Raw genomic sequence first — 20,384 nt, forward strand, 5'->3', positions numbered from 1 at the left:
GTGGATCGCCTGCGCCGCCTCGGGCGACGGCGCGTGGCGGCCGAGCAGCGCGATCTGGCGCGCGCCCGAGCGCTGCAGCCAGCGCGCGGTGTGCAGGCCGAGCGCACCGAGACCGCCGGTGACGAGGTAACAGGCATCGGCGCGGACCTCGAACGAGGCGGCCACCGGCAGCCGCAGCACGATCTTGCCGATGTGCTTCGCTTGGGCCATGTGGCGGAACGCGTCGGCGGCCTGCGCGACATCGAACACCGTGACCGGCAGCGGCTGCAGGCTGCCGTCCTGCAGGCCGGCCTGCAGCTCGGCCAGCATCGGGCGCAGCAGGCGCGGCTCGGCGTAGGCCGCATCCCCCAGGTCGTAGGCCTCGTAGTGGATGCCCGGGCAGGCCTGCGCGACGGCCTCGGGGGTCCAGATGTCGCGCTTGCCGAGTTCGAGGAACCAGCCGCCCGGGGCGACGACGCCGAGCCCGGCCGGGATGAAATCGCCAGCCAATGAGTTCAGCAGCACGTCGACGCCGGCACCGCCGGTCGCGCGCATCAGCTCGGCGGCGAACGAGGTGCTGCGCGAATCCATCACCGCGCGCACGCCGATCGCGAGCAGGTGGGCGCGCTTCTCGGGTGAGCCGGCGGTGGCGTAGACCTCGGCGCCGGCACGCAGCGCGAGCTGCACCGCGGCGAGGCCGACGCCGCCGGCGCCGGCATGGATCAGCACGCGCTGGCCGCGCCGCAGCCCGGCGATGCCGAACAGGCCGTGGTGCGCTGTCAGGAAGGCGACCGGCAGCGCGGCCGCCTGCTCGTTCGACAGGCCCGGCGGAATGCGGGCGACGAAGGCGGCCGGCGCGACCGCCTCGCTGCCCATGCTGTCGTGCACGAAGCCGAACACGCGCTCGCCGACGCGCCAGCCCTCGACGGCCGTGCCGACTTCGCTGACGGTGCCGGCGCATTCGGCGCCGAGCGGGATGCCGCTGCCGGGGTAGACGCCGAGCGCAAGCAGCACGTCGCGGAAGTTCAGCCCGGCGGCGTGCACCTGGATGCGCAGTTCGTTCGGCTTCAGCGCGCGCGGGGCGAGTGCGCGCAGCGCCAGGCCGTCGAGGGTGCCGGGGCGTTCGACCTCGAGGCGCTGCAGCGGCGAAGCCGGTGTGGCGGCGGCGCGGCGCACGAGGCGTGGTTCGTGGCGCGTGCCACCGCGCAGCGCGACGCGCGGCAACGGGGCGGGCGACAGCAGCTCGGCCAGCAGCGCGCCCGTGTCGGTCGCGTCGGTGTCGATCGCGCGCAGCGGGAATTCGGGATGCTCGACGGCGAGCACGCCGAGGAAGGCCCAGGCACCGGCCGCGGCCGACGACGCCGGCGCCTCGTGCGGGCGCACGGGCTGCGAGGTCTGCGTGACGAGCCACAGCGCGACGGTGGGCGCCTCGGCATCGGCGGCCAGCGCCTGCAGCACATGAAGCAGCGAGCCGCTGGCGCGCAGTTCGGCGGCGGCGTCGTCGAGGCGGGGTGTGTCGAGGCTCCACAGCGAGACCACCGCGCGCGGCGTGCCGTGCGAGCGCCAGTCGGCGACGACCGAGTGCATCTGCGCCGCATCGCCCGGGTCGACGGACCAGCGGTTCGATTCGAGGCGCTGGAAGCGTTCGCCGGCGAGCACTTCGGTGCAGCGGGCGCCGCGGGATTCGAGCGCCTGGCGCAGCGTGGTGGCGAGGCCGCTGGCGTCGGAGAGGAGCAGCCAGTCGCCGGCGGCGTGGGCCCTCGACACCTCAGGCTGAACGGGGGAGGCAGGCTGCCACCGCACCTCATACACCCCGTCCTCCGCCCCACCCCCCGCCAGCGTGCGCGCATCGGTCGCCGCGAAGCGCACGCCGCGCAGCCGGGCGACCGGGGCACCGTGCTCGTCGCTCAGGTCGATGTCCGCCCCCGCCTCGCCGCGCAGCACCGCGACCGCCTGCACGCGCGCCAGGCCCGGGCGCAGCAACTCGACCTGCTCGATGCCCATCGGCGCCCACAGCGTTGTCGGCACGCCCTGCGCGGCCACCGCGCACAGTTGCAGCGCGCCGTCGAGCAAGGCCGGGTGCAGCCCGAACGCCGCTGCCTGCGCCTCGACCTCGGCCGGCAGCACCAGCGAGGCCCGCGCCCAGCCGCTGCCGCGCTGCACCGCATGCAGGTTGCGGAATGCCGGCCCGAATGCGACGCCAAGCGCCTCGAACCCGGCGTAGATCTCGCCCGACGACACATAGGCCGCACCGCCCGCCGTCTGCAGGGCCTCGGGCAACGGCCCATCACCCACCGCCGCAGTGCAGATGCGCTGCCACGTCTCGTCATCCAGCGCCTGGTGCAGCTCGACCGCCCCCTCGCGCACGATCGCCTGCCAGCGCGCCGGCCCGCTCTCCGGCAGGTACAGCGGCCGCTCGACCGCGAACGCCGACAGCGCCCGGCCGCCGGCCGCCGCACGGCACGCCTCGACCATCGCCGCCGCCGGCATCAACAGCCGCCCGCCGATGCGGTGCTCGTGCAGCGCACCGGCATCGCCCACCGACCACTGCGCGTCGAACACGGTGGCCGTGGTCGCGGGCGTCGACAGCTTCGCGCCGAGCAGCGGATGCGCCCCGCGACGCGAGGACGGCGCTGCCGCAACCGGCGTCGGCCGCAGCCAGAAGCGCTTGCGCTGCCACGGGTAGCGCGGCAGGTCGACCACCTCGCCGCCCTCGCCCGCCACCGCCTCGGCGTCGAGCGTGTGGCCGCGCACATGCAGCGCGGCGGCGGCCTGCAGCAGCGACTCGCGCTCCGGCCGGCCGCGGCGCAAGGACGCGAGCACCTGACCCGTCGCGCCCGATGCGCCCGCCGCCGCCAGGCTCTCGGCGATCGACGCGCTCAGCACCGGGTGCGGGCCGATCTCGAGGAAGCTGCCGAAGCCGTCGCCGGCCATCGCGGTGATCGCCGCATGCAGGCGCACCGGCTCGCGCACGTTGCGGCCGAAGTACGCGCCGTCGAAACGCTGCCCGGTCGCGAGCCCGCCCAGCACGGTCGAGTAGACCGGCACGGCCATCGCCTGCGACGGCACATCCGCCAGCAGCCCGGCCAGCGTCTGCTGGAACGGCGCCATCTGCGCGCTGTGGAAGGCGTACTGCACCGGCAGCATGCGGTGCGAGATGCCGCGCCGCGTCAGCGCCGCCAGCAGTTCGTCGAGCGCCGCCGGCTCGCCCGACAGCACGATGCTGCGCGGGCCGTTGACGGCGCCGAGCGCCAGGCGGTCGCCATAGGGCTTCAGCAGCTGCACGGCTTCGTCTTCGGCCAGGCTCGCCTGCGCCATGCGGCCGGTGCCGGTGGCCTGCTGCATCACGCGGCCGCGCTGGCAGACCACGCGCACCGCATCGGCGAGGCTCAGCACGCCGGCCACCTGCAAGGCCGCGATCTCGCCGACGCTGTGGCCGACCACGCCGTCGGGCACGATGCCCCAGCTGCGCCACAGCGCCGCCAGCGCGACCTGGATCGCGAACAGCGCCGGCTGCGCGACCTCGGTGTCGGCGAGCCGGGACTGCGCCTCGTCCTTCGCCAGTTCGGCCTGCAGCGACCAGCCGGTCAGCGGCTGCATCAAGGCATCGCAGGCATCGATCACGTCGCGGAACACCGCCTGCGCGGCGATCAGCTCGCGGCCCATCGCGAACCACTGCGGGCCCTGCCCGCTGAACACGAACGCGAGCCGCGGCACGCCTTCGCCCGGCACGCGGCCACAGGCGACAGCGGGCGAGACCTCGTCGCGCAGGAAGTCACCCAGGCGCGCCGCGAAGTCGTCGCGCGTGCGGCCGACCAGCGCGAGCCGGTGGTCGAGCGCCGAGCGGCGCGCACCGGCGCTGTGGCACAGGTCGGCCAGGCTCGCGGCGCTGCCGGGCAGGAAATCGCTCCAGGCCTGCGCCAGCGCGCGCAGCGCCGGCTCGCTCTGCGCCGACAGGTGCAGCAGCCGCGGTTCTCCGTCGGCGGACGGTTCGTCAGCCGGCAGGCGCGGCGCCTCTTCGAGGATCACGTGCGCATTGGTGCCGCCGACGCCGAACGAGCTGGTGCCGGCGCAGCGCGTCTGCGCGCCGGCCGGCCACGGCACCGGCTGCGCGGCCACCCGCAGCCGCGTACCGTCGAGCGACAGGTGCTTGTTCAATTGCGTGAAGTGCAGCTGGCGCGGGATCAGTTCGTGCCGCATCGCGAGCACGGTCTTGATGACGCCGCCGACACCGGCCGCGGCCTCCATGTGGCCGAGGTTGGCCTTCGCGGCGCCGAGCCAGCAGGTGCCGCCGCCCGCTTCCACGCGGCCGACGGTGGCGGCCAGCGCCTCGACCTCGATCGGGTCGCCCAGCGGCGTGCCGGTGCCGTGCGCCTCGATGAAGCCGATACGGCCGGGCGCGAGCTGCGCCGACGCGAGCGCCTCGCGGATCAGCGCCTGCTGCGCGAGGCCGTTCGGTGCGGCGAGCAGCGTCGAATGGCCGTCCTGGTTGACGGCCGAGCCGCGCACCACGGCGAGCACGCGGTCGCCGTCGGCGATGGCATCGGCGAGGCGCTTCATCACGATCACGCCGCAGCCCTCGCCGCGGCCGAACCCGTCGGCGCTCTGGTCGAAGGTCTTGCAGCGGCCGTCCGGCGCCATGAAGCCGACCTTGCTGAGCGAGATCATCAGGTCGGGCGTCACCATCAGCGAGACGCCGCCGGCCAGCACGGTGTCGCTCTCGCCGTGGCGCAGGCTCTGGCAGGCGAGGTGGATCGCGACCAGCGACGACGAGCAGGCGGTGTCGATCGAGATGCTGGGGCCGCGCAGGTCGAGCAGGAACGACAGGCGGTTCGCCAGCACGCTGTGCACGGTGCCGGTCAGCGTGCGCGCGTCGATCGCTTCGGGGTCGCGGTATTCGAGCAGCTGGTAGTCGTTGTGGTAGCTCGCGATGAAGACGCCGGTGCGGCTGCCGCGCAGGCGATCGCGCGTCAGGCCGGCGTCGTCGAGCGACTCCATCGCGACCTCAAGGAACAGCCGCTGCTGCGGGTCCATGCGCTCGGCCTCGCGCGGCAGGATGCCGAAGTACGCGGCGTCGAAGCCGTCGATGCGGTCGATGAAGCCGCCCCACTTGGTGGCGGACTTGCCGGGCGCGGAGGCATCGGGGTCGTAGAGGGCGTCGGCGTCCCAGCGGTCGGCCGGCACCTCGCGCACCGCATCGACGCCGTCGACGAGCACCTGCCAGAACGCCTCGGGGCTGTCGGCACCGCCGGGGAAGCGGCAACCCATGCCGACGATCGCGATCGGGTCGGCGCGCATCAGCGCCTCGCTCTGCGCGCGCATCTGCTGGGCCATCAGCGCGAGCTTGACGGCGGAGAGCTGGTTCAGCGGCGGAACAGGCTTGTCGCTCATCGTCAGCGCCTCTTGCGCAGCAGGCGGGCTGCGTCTTCGTCGGAGAGTTCGGCGACGGCGGCCAGCACCGGAGCCGCGGCCTCGGGTGCGGCAGGCGGCACCGCGGCCAGCTCGTGATCGCCCGCCAGGAACGCCACCAGCGCATCGACCGTCGGGTAGTTCCACGCCAGCGTCGCCGACAGCGGCTTGCCGTGCAGCGGCTCGAGCCGGTTGCGCAGCTCCAGCGCCATCAGCGAGGTCAGGCCCATCGTGCCGAGCGGCTTGCGGGCGTCGATCTTCGCCGGCGTCAGCTTCAGCACGCGGCCGACGACGTCGCGCACCGCACGGTCGAGCGCGCGGCGGCGCTCGGCCGGGTCGCTGCTCTCGACGAGCGGCGCATCGCCCACCGGCAGCGCCGCCTCGGCGAGCAGCTCGTTCAGCAACGCCACCTCGCGCGCGCCCAGGCTCTTGCGCATCGCGCGCCAGTCGACCGGCATCACCAGCAGGTGCGGCACATCCTGGCGCAGCGCGTCGCCGAGCAAGGCCAGCGCCTGCGACGGCGCGAAGCCGCCGATGCCCTGGCGCTGCAGCTCGTCGAGCTGGCGCCGGCCGCCCTCGCCGCGCATCACGCCGGTCTGCGTCCACACGCCCCAACCGATGCTCTGCGCGTGCTGGCCCTGCGCGCGGCGCTGGCGCGCCAGTGCGTCGAGGAAGGCGTTGGCCGCGGCATAGCTCGCTTGGCCGGCTTGCGGCATCACGGCCGCCATCGACGAGAAGAACACCAGGCGATCGAGCTCGGGCAGCGCGCGGTGCAGGTTCCACGCGCCCTGCAGCTTCGGCGCCAGCACCGCGGCGAGCGACGCGGCGCCGAGCTCGTGCAGCAGCGTGTCGTCGGTGATGCCGGCCGCGTGGATCACGCTGCGGATCGGCGGGCGGCCCTCGGCGCGGTGGCGCGCCAGGAAGGCCGACAGCGCGGCCTCGTCGGCGACATCGACCGGCACGTAGTCGATGTGGGCGCCTTGTGCTTCCAGTTCGCGCACCGCCTGCACCGCCGGCGTCGGCGATGCAGCCCACTGCTCACGCGCCGGCAGCGGCGTGCGGCCCAGCACCACCAGGTGGCGCACGCCCTGCGCGACCAGCCAGCCGGCCACGTGGCGGCCGACACCGCCGAGCCCGCCCGTCAGCAGACAACTCGCATCGGGGCGCCACGGCAGCGCCAGCGTCGGCTGCGGCGCAGCGCGGCGCAGCACCGGGCGCGTCCAGCGGCCGCCGCGCAGCGTGCACGAACCGGCATCGGCCTGCACCGCGTCGATCACGGCCTCGAGCCCGCCGTCGAGTTCGAGCAGCCCGCCGAAGCGGTCGCCGTGCTCGGCGGCCAGCGTCGCAGCCAGGCCCGACAGCGGCGCCTGCGCCAGCGAACCGGCGCTCACGAGCCACAGCCGCACGTCGATGCCGGCACGCAGGCGGATCACGGCCTGCGCGTCCTGCACGATGGCGTACAGCGCGGGCACGTCGCCGACCGTCTGCACATCGAGCGGCCGCAGGTCGACGACATCGAGGCGCGCCGACGGCGCGAGGCCCGCCAGCGCCGCCGCATCGGCCAGCCGGTGCACCATCTCGCCGCGCTGCTGCAGCGCCTGCGCGAGGCCGCCGCGGTCGCCGATCACGGCCCATTCGCGGACCTGCGGCTTCGGCGTCAGCACCGCCTCGGCGTCAGCCAGCGCGTAGAACGCATCGGCCGCATCGGCACGCGCTGCGGCGCCCAGGCGTTCGAGCACCAGGCCGTCGAGCTGCAGCACCGGGCCTTGCTCGTCGAACAGCAGCGCATCGACACGCACCGGCTCGCCATCGCCTTGCGGCGCGGTCGCGCGGGCATGGATCCAGCCAGGGCCGGTCAGCGGCCGCAACAGGCGCGCACCGTCGAGCCGCGTCGGCAGCCACAGCGCGCCGGGCGGGGCCAGCATCACCATCAGCTGGAAGCAGGCGTCGAGCGCGGCGGGCGGGATGCCGAAGCGCTCGTCGCCCATCGGCGAGAGCTGTGCCAGCGCTTCGGCGGGCGCGAACCAGGCCTGCGCGATGCCGTGCAGCGCAGCGCCGAATTTCGCGCCGGCGGCGTCGAGGCGTGCGTAGAAACCTGCCCCGCTGACTGCCGGTTGCGTGCGCAGCCGCGCCGGCGCGGTGGCGTCGTGGGTGATCGCAGCCAGCGGCGCGACGTACGCCTGCGCATGCAGCGTCCATGCGCTGTCGTCGCGGGTCTGGAAGCTCAAGCCCAGCGTGCCGTCCGCGCCGGCCACGGCCTGCAGCTGCAGCGCGCTCGCGACGTCGGGCTGCAGGTGCAGCGCGCGATCGAAGCGCAGGCCGTGCACGCCGGCACCCGGCGCCAGTGTCTGCACTGCGGCCAGCGACAGCTCCAGCCACGCCGACGCCGGCAGCACCGCGCTGCCATGCAGCGCGTGCGCGAACCAGGCCGGCACGCGGCCCGGGTCGATCGAGACATTCCACAGCGCACCCGCCGGCGTGCCGGCCAGCGCGATGCCGGCGCCGAGCACCGGATGCCGGCTGTCGACCACCGGGCCATGGCCCTGCCCGCCGGCCGGGGCGATGTCGGCCGCGGCGATCCAGTGGCGTTCGCGCTGCCACGGGTAGGTCGGCAGCGTCAGCGTGCTGCCGCGCGGCAGCACGCGCGCCCAATCGAGCGCGACGCCGGCGCAGTGCAGCGCACCGAGTGCGGCGCGCAAGGCAGGCAGCTCGGGCTCGTCGCGGCGCGCGCAGGCGATCGCCGTGACCTCGTGCCCGCCGGCCTGCGCCGTCTGCTGCACCGACGGCAGCAGCACCGGATGCGGCCCGAGCTCGACGAACACCGTGACGCCATCGGCCAGCAGCTGCTGCACCGTCGCGCCGAAGCGCACCGGCTGGCGCAGGTTGTCGGCCCAGTAGCGGCCGGTCAGCTCGGCGCCTTCGGCACGGCGCGCAAGCACCGTCGAGTACAGCGCCGCGCGCGTGGCCTGGGGTTGCAGGTCGTGCAGCTCCGCGGCGAGCTCGGCCGCCAGCGGCTGCATCTGCGGGCTGTGCGAGGCCACGTCGACCTTGACCAGGCGACAGAACACGCCTTCGGATTCCAGCTGGGCCATCAGCGCCTGCACGACGGCCGGGTCGCCGGAGATCACGCTGGAGCGCGGGCTGTTGCTGACGGCCACCGCGACCTGGGCTTCCTGCCCGGCGATGCGAGCCTGCGCCTCGGCCATGCCCAGCTCGACCAGCGCCATCGCGCCCTGCCCGCTCGTGCGGCGCATCAGCGCGCTGCGGCGGCAGATGATGCGCATCGCCTGCGGCAGGCTCAGCGCGCCGGCCACCGTGGCTGCGGCGACCTCGCCCATGCTGTGGCCGACCACCGCATCGGGTTCGATGCCGTGCGCGCGCCACAGCGCGGCATAGGCCCACGCCAGCGCGACCAGCACCGGCTGGATCACGTCGATCTGGTCGAGGCGGTATGCGGGGCTGCCGGGCTCGGCGGCGAGCTGTTCGGCGATCGACCAGTCGGCGAACGGCCGGGCGGCTTCGTCGCACGCATCGAGCGCTGCGCGGAAGACGGGTTCGCGCGCCATCAGCTCGCGCGCCATGCCGGTCCATTGCGCGCCCTGGCCAGGGCAGATGAACGCGATCTTCGGTCGCTCGGACGGCGCGGCACCCTCGGCCGCCGCCGCCTCGCCATCGGCATACCGCTTCAGCGCGGCCGCCATCGCCAGCGCATCGTCGGCAACGAAGGCCGCGCGCTGCGCCAGCGCGGTGCGACGCGTCGCGGCGTTCCAGCAGACATCGGCCAGCGGCGCGCCGGCGGTCAGCAACGCGGCGTAGCGCAGCGCCAGTGCGCGCAAGGCTGCATCGCTGCGTGCCGAGAGAACAAGCAAGGGCACGGTGCCGTCGGCGCTCACCGTCTCGGCCTGCGGCGCCCCCTCGAGCACGACGTGCGCATTGGTGCCTGCGATGCCGAACGCGCTGATGCCGGCCAGCGGCGCCTGCGCCGGCCACGGCCGCGCCTCGCGCGCGACCTCCACCGGCATCTGCGCCCACGGAATMGCCGGGTTCGGCTCGCGGCAGTGCAGGCTCGCCGGGATCTGCCGGTGCTGCAGCGCGAGCGCCGCCTTGATGAAACCGGCCACGCCGGCTGCGCCCTCGGTGTGGCCGAAGTTGGTCTTCACCGAACCGACCGCGGCCCGCCCGCCCGCCGCGCGGCCCTCGCCGAGCACATCGGACAACGCGCCCAGCTCGACCGGGTCGCCCGCCCGCGTGCCGGTGCCGTGCGCCTCGACATAGCCGACCTCGGCGGCCGGGCGCCCGGCATCGCGGTACGCGCTGCGCAGCAAGGCCTGCTGCCCGCTGCGGCTGGGCGTRCCCATTGAGCCGCTGCTGCGGCCATCGTTGTTGACCGCGCTGCCGCGGATCAGCGCGTAGATGCGGTCGCCATCGGCCTGCGCCTGCGCCAGCGTCTTCAGCACGACCAGGCCGGCACCTTCGCTGCGCACGTAGCCGTCGCCGCGCGCATCGCCGAACTTGCAGCGGCCGTCGGGCGCCATCATGCGGCTCTGCGAGTACGCGATGCTGATGTGCGGCTGCAGGATGATGTTGACGCCGCCGGCGATCGCGAGCGTGCATTCGCCGTGCCGCACCGCGCGCGCCGCGAGGTGGATGGCCGCCAGCGACGACGAGCACGCGGTGTCCAGCGTCAGGCTCGGGCCGCGCAGGCCGAGCGCGTACGACAGCCGGCCCGACGATGCATAGCGCCCGCTGCCGGTGGTCATGTAGAAGTCAACCGCCTCGGGATCGCTGAACAGCCGGGCCTCGAAATCGCCGAGCCACTGGCCGACGTAGACGCCGGCCCGGTCGGTATCGATGCGCGACACGTCCTGGCCCGCGTCTTCGAGCGCCTCCCACGCGGTCWCGAGCAGCAGGCGCTGCTGCGGATCGAGCCGCTCGGCCTCGCGCGGCGAGATGCCGAAGAACTCGGCGTCGAAGTCTTCGATGCCGTCCAGGAAACCGCCCCAGCGCGTCATGATGCGGCCCGGTGTCGCCGGCCGCGGGTCGTGGTAGTGGCCGAGGTCGATGCGGCTCGCGGGGATCTCGGCGATTGCGTCGCGGCCTTCGCTCAGCAGCTGCCAGAAGCTCTGCGGGTCGCTGACACCGCCGGGGAAGCGGCAGCCCATCCCGACGACGGCGACATCAGCAACAACGGCGGCGGCAGCGTGGGCTGGCGTGTCGTTGTCGGTGCTGCGCATGGAAGCCTCTCGTCAGGCGAAGCTGGGGGATTTCGCCAACGGCAGCGCCAGCAGCGGTGCCAGCGTCACCGACAGGTCGGCCAGCAGCGCGTCGCGCCGGCCGGTGAGGTAGAAGTGATCGCCGGGGAACACCCGCACGCGGAACGGGCCGCGCGTCTCGCCGCGCCAGCCTTCGAGGTGAGCGCGTGGCGTCAGCGGGTCGTCGCTGCCGCCGAACACCGACAGCGCGCACGCGAGCGGTGCGCGGCCGGCCGGCGGCTGGTGCGTCTCGAGCGCGGCGATGTCGGCGCGCAGGCTGGGCAGCAGCAGCGCCATCACGTCGGCATGCTGCAGCACCTCGGCCGGAATGCCGCCGTAGCGGCGCTGGATCTCGGCAATGAAGGCCTCGTCGGGCAGGCGGTGCAGCGGCGCATCGGCGGCCGGCCAGTGCGGCGGCCGGCGGCCCGACACGATCAGCTGCGAAGGCACCGGCGCGCCGGCCGCTTGCAGCGCACGCGCCACCTCGGCCGCCAGCACGGCGCCCATGCTGTGGCCGAAGAACGCGAACGGCTTGTCGTCGAGTTCGGGGCGCAGCGCCGGCAGCAACGCATCGATCAAGGCCGGCATGCGGTCGATCGGCGGCTCGTCGAGCCGGTTCGCGCGGCCGGGCAGTTGCACCGCGACCAGCTCCAGCTCGGCCGGCAGGCCGGCGAGCCACGGGCGATACACCGCGGCGCCGACACCGGCATGGTGAAAGCAGAACAGCCGGGCTCGCGCCGCGGGGCGGGGAGTGAACCGTTGCAACCAGGGATTTGGGCTCATCGCACGACGCCGTCGACAAGGGAGTCGAGCCCGCCCAAGTGCGGCCTGTGATCCTCCGTGTCTTTCCAGTGAAGCAATGTAAAGTCAAAGGGCGTCGCGACACCCTCGGGAYGACCCCCCATCTGAGTGAAACTGCGCCCCCTGGAATGCGTGGGTCAGCGGGCGGTTTTCGTCGGCTTTTGCAAGGCCTCGTCGAGCGCCTGCTGCGCCTGCGCCTGCCAGCGGTCGTGCAGCGCGAGCGCGGCCCGCGCGGCCTGCTCCGCCTCGTCGCGACGGCCGAGCGCCATCAGCGTGTCAGACAGATTGATGAAGGCCGCCGCGCTGCGGTGCTGTTCGGCCGCGGCGCGGAACACATCGGCCGCCCGCTCCACCTCGCCGCTCGCGCGCAGGCTGTTGCCCCAGCCGATCTGCAGGCTCAGCGTGCCGGGCCAGCGCTGCAGCGCCGACGCATACACGCGGGCCGCGACGGCCGGTGGCGCGCTGCGCTCGAAACCGACGGCGGCCTCGATGGCAGCTTCTGCGTGCGCGGTGGCCGGCCACTCGCCCGGCGGCAACGCGACGAAGGCCCAGAAGCCGGAGCGGCCCCAGGTGTGCTCGAAGGTCGACAGCGGCAGCCGCTCGCGCTCGGTGCGGCCGGAGCGCAGCAGCAGCTCGCCGCGCGGCAGGTCGTGCCCGACGACGACCGCGTAGTGCCACAGCGGCACGAACGACAGCCCCAGGTTCTGCAGCACGACGACCGGATGGCCGGCCGCCAGCTCGCGCAGCAGCGCGTCGAGCTCGCCGGGAATGCGCGTCGCGACCGCGCCGTGGCGGCGGGCACCGGCCAGCATCTCGGTCTGCAGGCTGCCGGCGCGTGCAGGCACGAACACCTCGTCGGCGAGCGCCGCCGGGTCGGCTGCGATGCCGGCCGCGCCGAGCGCGGTGGCCAGCGCCGCCGGGCCGCACCGGTGGTCGGTCTGCGGGGAGAACGGCGTGGCGTGCAGCTCGACCACCGGCGGCAGCCCGGCCGGCGGGTGCGCGCGCAGCGCAGCGGTCTGCACCGCGCAGCCGGTGAGGACGACGCTCAGCGCCAGCAGCGCGGCGCGCATCGCGTCAACGGATCGGCCGCGTGAACGGAAACACCTTCGTGTAGCCGAGGATGTCGGTGATCAGCAGCAGCACCAGCACGAAGATCAGCGAGCCGACGACGTCGTTGGCACCCGCGGGCGCGCGGTCGATCTCGGCGCCCAGCCGCGCGGCCTCGGCATCGCTCAGCGCGGCGACGCGCAGGCGGGCCTGCTCGAGGTCGACACCGCGTTCTGCCAGCACGCGGGCCACGTCCTCGCGCTCCAGCGCCGCCAGCAGGCGCTCGCGCTGCACGGCGCCGCTGGTGACGCCCTCGCTCTCGGCGACCTGCTCGGCGCTGATCGTCACCGCATGCGCCGGCAGGCCGGCGAGGGCCAGGCTGGCGGACAGCAATAGGGACAGGAGGCGGGTGGCGGGGCGCATGCGGATCTCCGGCAGGGGAAGGCCATCGTAGCAAGCCGGCCCCCGGCGCGCGAGCCTGATAGGCTCCGGGTCTGCGTCGGTGCGTGTCGCGCCGCGCCCATCCCCTCCTCCGCCCGCCGTGACCTCTCCCCGCCATTCGATGAGCCCCGCCGTCGTGGTGCTCTCGCTGATCCTGCTGCTCGGGATCCAGCCGGTCACGACCGACCTGTACCTGCCGGCCTTGCCGATGCTGACCCGCGCGCTCGAGGCGCCGGTGTCGGCGGCGCAGCTGACGCTGTCGGCGCTGATCATCTGCTTCGGCGTCGGCCAGCTGGTGTGCGGGCCGCTGGCCGACCGCTTCGGCCGCCGGCCGGTGCTGCTGGCAGGCCTCGCGCTGTACACGGTGGCCAGCGTGCTGAGCGCGCTCGCGCCGTCGATCGGCTGGCTGGTGTGGTGGCGCGCGCTGCAAGGCGCGGCGATGGCGGCGGCGGTGACCTGCGGCCGCTCGATCATCCGCGACCTGTATGCGCCGCACGAAGGCGCACGCGTGATGTCGCGCGCGCTGACCGGCCTGGGCGTGATCGCGATGGCCAGCCCGGTGATCGGCGGCCTGCTCGCGCAGCACCTGGGCTGGCATGCGGCGCTGATGGCGCCGGCGGTGTTCGGTGCGCTGACCCTCGCCTTCATCGCCTGGCGCTTCGAGGAGACGGTGCCGGCGCGCAATGCCGGCGCGACGCGGCTCGGCCCGCTGCTGCGCAACTGGGGCAGCGTCGTGCGCCATCCCACCTTCCAGGCCTGGGCCGCGCTGTCGGCGTTCACCTACGGCGGGCTGTTCTTCCTGCTGGCCGGCTCGTCGTTCGTGTTCATCGAGGTGCTGGGCACCTCGCGCGTCGGCTACGGCGTGATCATGCTCAGCAACTCGCTGGCGTACACGCTGGGCACGCTGCTGTGCCGGCGCCTGCTGGGCTCGCACGGCCTGCGGCGCACGGTGGCGGTGGGCGGGGGCTTCACGCTCGGCGGCGGCCTCTCGATGGCCGCGCTCAGCCTGGCCGGCGTGCACGAGGTGTGGGCGATCGTGCTGCCGCAGTGGCTGTACGCGATCGGCCACGGCATCCACCAACCCTGCGGGCAGGCCGGCGCAGTCGGCCCGTTCCCCGAGAAGGCCGGCACTGCCGCCTCGCTGTCGGGCTTCGGCATGACGCTCAGCGCGCTCGCCGTCGGCCTGTGGCTCGGCAAGCACCTGGACGGCACGGTCTACCCGCTGACGCTCGGCATCGGCCTGTGCAGCATCGGCGTGGCCACCGTCGCCTGGACGCTGGTGCAGCGGCATGGCGAGCCGCCGCGGCCTGCCGCCACCCCCACCGCCACTACCACGCAGGCCGCCTGAACAATTCAAGACGACCCTTTCCCGATGACAGCTTCCCTGAACTACCTCTGCCTCGCCGGCCCCACCGCCTCCGGCAAGACCGCCGCCTCGCTCGCGATCGCGCAGGCGCTGGCCGCACGCGGCACGCCGGTCGAGATCGTCAGCGTCGACTCGGCGCTGGTCTACCGCGGCATGGACATCGGCACCGCGAAGCCGAGCGCCGCCGAGCGCGCGGTGGTGCCGCACCACCTGATCGACATCATCGAGCCGAGCGAGGCGTACTCGGCCGCGCGCTTCGTCGGCGACGCCGAACGGCTGATCGCCGAGATCCATGTGCGCGGCCGCCTGCCGCTGCTGGTGGGCGGCACGATGCTGTACTTCAAGGCGCTGTTCGAGGGCCTGGACGCGATGCCCGCCGCCGACCGCACGGTGCGCGCCGCGCTCGACGCGCAGTGCGAGCGCGAGGGCCTGCATGCGCTGTACCGCGAGCTGCAGCGCGTCGACCCGGTCACCGCCAAGCGGCTGAAGCCGGGCGACCAGCAGCGCATCCAGCGCGCGCTGGAGGTCTACCGCGTCAGCGGCCAGCCGATCTCGTCGTTCCACAGCGAGAAGCCGGCGCGCGACCTGCCGCCGCTGATCTCGCTGGAGCCCACCGACCGCGCCTGGCTGCACCAGCGCATCGAAGCCCGCTTCCACCAGATGCTCGAAGACGGACTGGTCGACGAGGTGCGCACGCTCGAGGCGCGCGGCGACCTCGATGCCGACATGCCGTCGATGCGCTGCGTCGGCTACCGGCAGGCCTGGGAGGCGCTGGTCGAGGACGACCTGAGCGAACTGCCGGAGCGCGGCATCGCGGCGACGCGGCAGCTCGCGAAGCGGCAGATCACCTGGCTGCGCGGCATGCCGCAGCGGCAGGTGATCGCCTGCGACGCGCCGGATGCACTGGAGCGTGCGGTCGAGTGCGCGCTGCGACTGGCCGCATGAGTGCGGCGGTGAGCCCGTTGCTCGAGGTTCACGGGCTCGCGAAGCGCTATGGCGACACACCGGTCTTCGCCGGCGTCGACCTCGCGCTGCAAGCCGGCGAGTTCGTCGCGGTGCTCGGCGAATCGGGCGTCGGCAAATCGAGCTTCCTGAACTGCCTGGCCGGCCTCGACACGGTGGACGCCGGCTCGGTGCACATCGCCGGCACCGAGATCACCGCGCTCGACGACACGCAGCAGGCGCTGTTCCGCCGCGCCCACCTCGGCTTCGTGTTCCAGGCCTTCCATGTGCTGCCGCACCTCACGGTGGCACACAACGTCGGGTTGCCGCTGCTGCTGCAGCACCGGCCGGACGACGCCCGCGTGGCCGAGCTGCTGAGAGCCGTCGGCCTCGACGGGCTCGGCGCGCGGCTGCCGCAGACGCTGTCCGGCGGGCAGTTGCAGCGCGTCGCGATCGCCCGCGCGCTGGTGCACCGGCCGCAGCTGATCCTGGCCGACGAGCCGACCGGCAACCTCGACCCGGCCACCGCCGAGCGGGTGATGGACCTGCTGTCGTCGCAGGTGCGCGAACAGGGCGCCGCCTGCGTGCTGGTGACGCACTCGCGCGCAGCGGCGGCGCGGGCCGACCGCGTGCTGACGCTGACGCCGACCGGGATGAGTGGCTGACGTGCTGTCGCTGCTGCGCCACCTGTCCTGGCCGGAGCTGCGGCACCACCCGTGGCGCAACCTGGCCGCGCTGCTCGCGGTGATGCTGGGCGTCGCGCTCGCGTTCTCGGTGCAGCTGATCAACCAGTCGGCGCTTGGCGAGTTCAGCTCGGCGGTGCGGGCCGTCAACGGCGAACCGGATTTCGAGCTGCGMGGCCAGCGCGGCGGTTTCGACGAAGGGCTCTACGGGCGCGTGGCGACGCTGGCCCAGGTGGCAATCGCAAGCCCGATCGTCGAACTCGACACCTATGCGTTCGATGCGCAAGGGCAGCGCGTGCCGGTGCATGTGGTCGGCATCGATGCGCTGGTGGCGGCGCGGCTGTCGCCGGCGCTGATGCCGCGGCCGAATGCCGAGCTTGACACCGATGCCGATCGCTTCGCGGTGCTGGCGGCCGATTCGATCTTCCTGAATGCGCAGGCGCAGCAGCAACTGGGGAACCCGCGCCGCGTGCGCTTGCAGACGAGCGCCGGCAGCGTCGAGCTGCAGGTGCGCGGCAGCATCGCGGCCAACGGCCCGGCGCTCGCGGTGATGGACATCGCCGGCGCGCAGGCGACGTTCGGCTGGCTCGGGCGGCTCAGCCGCATCGACGTGCGGCTCGCACCGGGTGCCGACCGCGGTGCCGTGCTGCAGGCGCTGGCGCTGCCCGACGGCGTGCGTGCGGCGTCGCCGGACGAAGCGGCGCAGCGGGTGTCGARCGTGTCGCGCGCCTACCGGGTGAACCTGACGGTGCTCGCGCTGGTGGCGCTGTTCACCGGGGCGTTCCTGGTGTTCTCGATCCTGTCGCTGTCGGTCGCGAAGCGCCAGCCGCAGCTCGCTCTTCTTGGCGTGCTGGGCCTGGCCGGGCGTGAGCGCTTGCAGCTGGTGCTGGCGGAGTCGGCACTGCTGGGGGCCGTCGGCAGCGTGCTGGGGCTCGCGCTCGGCACCGCGCTCGCGGCGCTGGCCTTGCGGCTGCTGGCGGGCGACCTGGGCGGCGGGTACTTTCCGGGCGTGGCTCCCCACCTGCAGTTCAGCGCGCTGGCAGCGCTCGCGTATGGCGGGCTCGGCGTGCTGGCCGCGCTGGTCGGCGGGTGGATTCCGGCGCGGGCGGCGCAGCAACTGGCGCCCGCGCAGGCGTTGAAGGGGCTGGGCACGCAGCAAGGCCGCACGGCACGCTGGCCCGGCCCGGCCTTGCTGGCGGCCGGGGTCGTGCTCGCGCTGCTGCCGCCGATCGCCGAGATCCCGCTCGCCGCGTACCTCTCGGTCGCCTGCCTGCTGCTGGGCGGCATCGCCTGCGTGCCGGTGGGTGTCGCGGCGCTGCTGTCGCTGCTGAAACCGTCGACGCGGCCGCTCGCGCTGCTGGCCATCGAGCGCGCCCGCCACCAGCGCAACACCGCGACGATCGCGGTGGCGGGTGTCGTCGCGAGCCTCAGCCTGGCGGTCGCGCTGACGGTGATGGTCGCGAGCTTCCGCGATGCCGTCACCCAATGGCTGGACACCGTGCTGCCGGCCGACCTCTACCTGCGCGCCGCGGCCGGCCCCGGCGGCAACGACGTGGTGACCTTACCGCCGCAACTGCTGCAGCGCGCTGCGGCGGTCGGCGGCGTGCTGCGCGTCGAATCGCAGCGGGTGTCGGTGGTGCAGCTGGATCCGCAGCGGCCGGGCGTCGTGCTGATCGCGCGGCCGTTGTCGCAGCCGGAGAAGGAGCTGCCGCTGGTCGGCGAACTGTTGCCGCTGCCGGCCGGCGAGCGTGCGGCCTACGTCAGCGAGGCGATGGTGAGCCTGTACGGGGCGGCACCGGGCACGCGGCTGGCGATGCCGCTGCCGGACGGCCGCCGCGTGACGCTCTTCGTGCGCGGCGTCTGGCGCGACTACGCGCGCCAGCACGGCGCCGTCACGCTGCATGCGGCCGACTACCAGCAGCTGACCGGCGACACGAAGGTCAACGACATGGCCTTGTGGTTGGCCGCGGGCACCGACCTCGGCAGCGTGCAGACGGCGCTGCGGGCGGCAGCAGCAGCCAGCGGGCTGGACGGCAGCCTGCTGGAGTTCGCATCACCCGGCGAGATCCGGGCGGTCTCGCTGCGCATCTTCGACCGCAGCTTTGCGGTCACCTACTGGCTGCAGGCGGTGGCGATCGCGATCGGGCTGTTCGGCATCGCCGCCAGCTTTTCGGCGCAGGTGCTGGCCCGGCGCAAGGAATTCGGCTTGCTGGCCCACCTGGGGCTGACGCGGCGGCAGGTGCTGGTGGTGGTGTCGATCGAAGGTGCCGTCTGGACGGCCGCCGGCGCGCTGCTCGGCCTGCTGCTGGGGCTGGCCGTCAGCGTCGTGCTGGTGAAGGTCGTCAATCCGCAGAGCTTCCATTGGACGATGGACCTGCTGCTGCCCTGGGGGCGGCTCGCAGCGCTGTGCCTGGCGGTGGTCGCGGCGGGGACCGTCACCGCGTGGCTGTCGGCGCGCAGCGCGGCGGGGCGGCAGATGGCGCTGGCGGTCAAGGAGGACTGGTGACGGCCGCGCAGCTCGAACGGGACGGGAACGGGACGGGCTCAGGCGGGCCGGGCCGCCTGCGCGTCGCGCCAGGTGAGGTAGACGCGCAGGTCGAACTCGAGCTGGTGGTAGTCGGGCGCCATGTGTTCGCACAGCTGGTAGAACGCCTTGTCGTGCGCCCGCTCCTTCAGGTGCGCGAGTTCGTGCACGACGATCATCTTCAGGAAATCGGCAGGCGCCGTCCGGAACACACCGGCGATGCGGATCTCGCGCTTGGCCTTCAGCTGGCTGCCCTGGACGCGCGAGGTCATCACATGCAGGCCGAGCGCGTGCTCGACGACCTGCAGCTTGTTGTCGAAGGCGACCTTGCTGAGCGGCGGTGAACTGCGCATGAAGCGGTTCTTCAGCGCCATCGTGTAGTCGTACAGCGCGCCGTCGGTGCGGATGTCGTGCAGATCGGCGTAGCGCGACGACAGGCGCTCGCCCAGCGTGCCGGCGTCCAGCAGGTCGCGCACCTGGGCTTGCAGCGGCTCGGCGTAGCCGGTCAGGTATTTCAGCGGCGGCGCGGTCATCGGGGGGCGTTCGGCATGCTTTCGGCGGTGGGCCGAGGGTTCACGGGCGTCATGGGGTCAGGGGCGCAGTGTGCCAGCGATGCGCTCGATGCTCGGTGCCGTCGCTCGCATCACCCGATGCACCGGCGACAATCCGCCGATGGACATCGATGCTGAGGCCGTGGCGGCCGAAACCCGCGCCTGGGTCAACCGGGCAGTCATCGGGCTCAACCTGTGCCCGTTCGCGAAGGCGGCGCAGGTGAAGGAGCTGATCCGCTACGTCGTCAGCGACGCGTCCGATGAAGAGAGCCTGATGGCCACGCTGTGCGAAGAGATGCAGCGCCTGGTCGACACGCCGGCAACGGAGATCGAGACCACGCTGGTAATCCATCCCCGCGTGCTGAACGATTTCGCCGACTTCAACGACTTTCTTGGCGCAGCCGAGGATGTGGTCGGCGAGATGGGACTCGAGGGCGTGCTGCAGGTAGCCGCTTTCCATCCCGAGTTCCAGTTCGGCGGGACCGAGCCCGACGACATCACGAACGCCACCAACCGCTCGCCCTGGCCCACGCTGCACCTGCTGCGTGAGGACAGCATCACGAAAGCGGTCGACAGCTTCCCGGACCCCGACAGCATCTACGAGACCAACATGCGGACGATGGAAACGCTGGGCGCTGCCGGGTGGCTAGCGCTGCAGCAGGCATGCAAGCGGGACGCGAAGGGCTCTTGAGCTTCGCGCGCCGCTCGCAGGCGCTTGGCCGTGGCGGCGTTCGGGATCAGCTGGCTGCGAAGCAGTAGAAGAGCCCGGCGCCACCGGTCGCCTTCAGCGCATCCGGGCTGCAGCCGCGCGAGGGGTGCGACGAGTTCCACGATTTGGCAGGCGGCTGCTCGTCGAGACCCGTGCGGTCGTGGTGGCCGACGACCGCAGAACCTTCGCCGCTTTGCGTCCAGTTGCCGCAGGTGAGGTTCTTGTCGCCCGTCGCGACGCGGCCTTCGGGTGTCGAGCCGGTCAGCATGTCGTGCAGGTTGGGCGTGTCGCCGCGGCCGTTGATCACCTCGCCTTTCTCGGTGAGGGCAGTCTGCTTGGTCAAGCCGTTCGCGCCGTGGAGTTCGTCAACGCTGTTGGCCACCACGACACCGCGTGCGTTCTTCCACGGGCCCTTGCCGATGCGGTCGCGCGCATTCACCGGGGAAGTGCCGCTCGAGGCGTCGGTGCTGAGGTAGGCGCGCCAGTCCCTGTCACCGGCACCCACGGCGGTGGCGAGCGCCTTGCAGTACTTGTCGGCACCGGCCAGGCCGCCGAGGTCGGCGCCTTTTCCGGGATTCGCGCTGGTGACGAAGAAGGTCATCGGCTTCTGGGGGGAAGGGCTGCTTGCGCAAGCGATGAGCGTTGCGGCACCGGCGAGGCATCCCAAGGCAATCCAATGG

The 20,384-nt window shown here is 73.4% G+C and carries 12 protein-coding genes; 5 read left to right on the forward strand and 7 right to left on the reverse strand.

The genetic code is table 11. The features are described 5' to 3' along the window. The 5 genes from AC1D1T_RS18360 to AC1D1T_RS18380 form a co-directional block, all read right to left on the reverse strand. A partial coding sequence (locus AC1D1T_RS18360) for a beta-ketoacyl synthase N-terminal-like domain-containing protein (RefSeq protein WP_477992273.1) occupies positions 1–5,370 on the reverse strand: 5,370 nt, incomplete at its 3' end. Between the two features lie 2 nt (positions 5,371–5,372). Then, positions 5,373–10,622: a type I polyketide synthase gene (locus AC1D1T_RS18365; protein WP_477992274.1), complete on the reverse strand. Its 5,250-nt coding sequence runs from the start codon at positions 10,620–10,622 to the stop codon at positions 5,373–5,375. A gap of 12 nt (positions 10,623–10,634) precedes the next feature. Further along, entirely contained in the window at positions 10,635–11,405 is a 771-nt protein-coding gene (locus tag AC1D1T_RS18370) for a thioesterase II family protein (protein ID WP_477825381.1), read from the reverse strand. A 173-nt stretch (positions 11,406–11,578) separates the two neighbouring features. Further along, on the reverse strand, positions 11,579–12,511 hold the full coding sequence (locus AC1D1T_RS18375; RefSeq protein ID WP_477843217.1) for a PA2778 family cysteine peptidase: 933 nt from the start codon (positions 12,509–12,511) through the stop codon (positions 11,579–11,581). 4 nt (positions 12,512–12,515) lie between these two features. Beyond that, the gene (locus AC1D1T_RS18380; RefSeq protein ID WP_477825383.1) at positions 12,516–12,911 is read right to left on the reverse strand and encodes a PA2779 family protein; all 396 of its coding nucleotides are present in this window, start codon (positions 12,909–12,911) and stop codon (positions 12,516–12,518) included. Positions 12,912–13,050: 139 nt separating this feature from the next. Here AC1D1T_RS18380 and AC1D1T_RS18385 point away from each other — a divergent pair, with 139 nt between their 5' ends. The 4 genes from AC1D1T_RS18385 to AC1D1T_RS18400 are packed head-to-tail and all read left to right on the forward strand — an operon-like array spanning position 13,051 to position 18,426. Further along, positions 13,051–14,277, forward strand: a complete 1,227-nt coding sequence (locus AC1D1T_RS18385) for a multidrug effflux MFS transporter (RefSeq protein ID WP_465114439.1) — start codon at positions 13,051–13,053, stop codon at positions 14,275–14,277. A gap of 24 nt (positions 14,278–14,301) precedes the next feature. Beyond that, positions 14,302–15,240, forward strand: a complete 939-nt coding sequence (miaA, locus tag AC1D1T_RS18390) for a tRNA (adenosine(37)-N6)-dimethylallyltransferase MiaA (protein WP_477825384.1) — start codon at positions 14,302–14,304, stop codon at positions 15,238–15,240. Next, entirely contained in the window at positions 15,237–15,902 is a 666-nt protein-coding gene (locus tag AC1D1T_RS18395; RefSeq protein ID WP_477825385.1) for an ABC transporter ATP-binding protein, read from the forward strand. The genes miaA and AC1D1T_RS18395 overlap by 4 nt, the downstream gene beginning before the upstream one ends. A gap of 1 nt (position 15,903) precedes the next feature. Then, positions 15,904–18,426 (forward strand): FtsX-like permease family protein, encoded by a 2,523-nt coding sequence (locus tag AC1D1T_RS18400; protein WP_477992276.1) that lies wholly within the window; start codon positions 15,904–15,906, stop codon positions 18,424–18,426. Positions 18,427–18,464: 38 nt separating this feature from the next. Here AC1D1T_RS18400 and AC1D1T_RS18405 read toward each other — a convergent pair whose 3' ends face one another. Beyond that, the gene (locus tag AC1D1T_RS18405) at positions 18,465–18,977 is read right to left on the reverse strand and encodes a YgjP-like metallopeptidase domain-containing protein (RefSeq protein ID WP_465114442.1); all 513 of its coding nucleotides are present in this window, start codon (positions 18,975–18,977) and stop codon (positions 18,465–18,467) included. A 139-nt stretch (positions 18,978–19,116) separates the two neighbouring features. On the opposite strand from AC1D1T_RS18405, the gene AC1D1T_RS18410 reads away from it, so the two are divergent. Beyond that, positions 19,117–19,686, forward strand: a complete 570-nt coding sequence (locus AC1D1T_RS18410) for a DUF1415 domain-containing protein (protein ID WP_477992275.1) — start codon at positions 19,117–19,119, stop codon at positions 19,684–19,686. Between the two features lie 46 nt (positions 19,687–19,732). Here the strand turns inward: AC1D1T_RS18410 and AC1D1T_RS18415 are convergent, their stop codons facing one another. Beyond that, entirely contained in the window at positions 19,733–20,377 is a 645-nt protein-coding gene (locus AC1D1T_RS18415; RefSeq protein WP_477992277.1) for a hypothetical protein, read from the reverse strand. Between the last annotated feature and the right edge of the window lie 7 nt (positions 20,378–20,384).

The organism is Rhizobacter sp. P2_H3, from assembly GCF_056403355.1.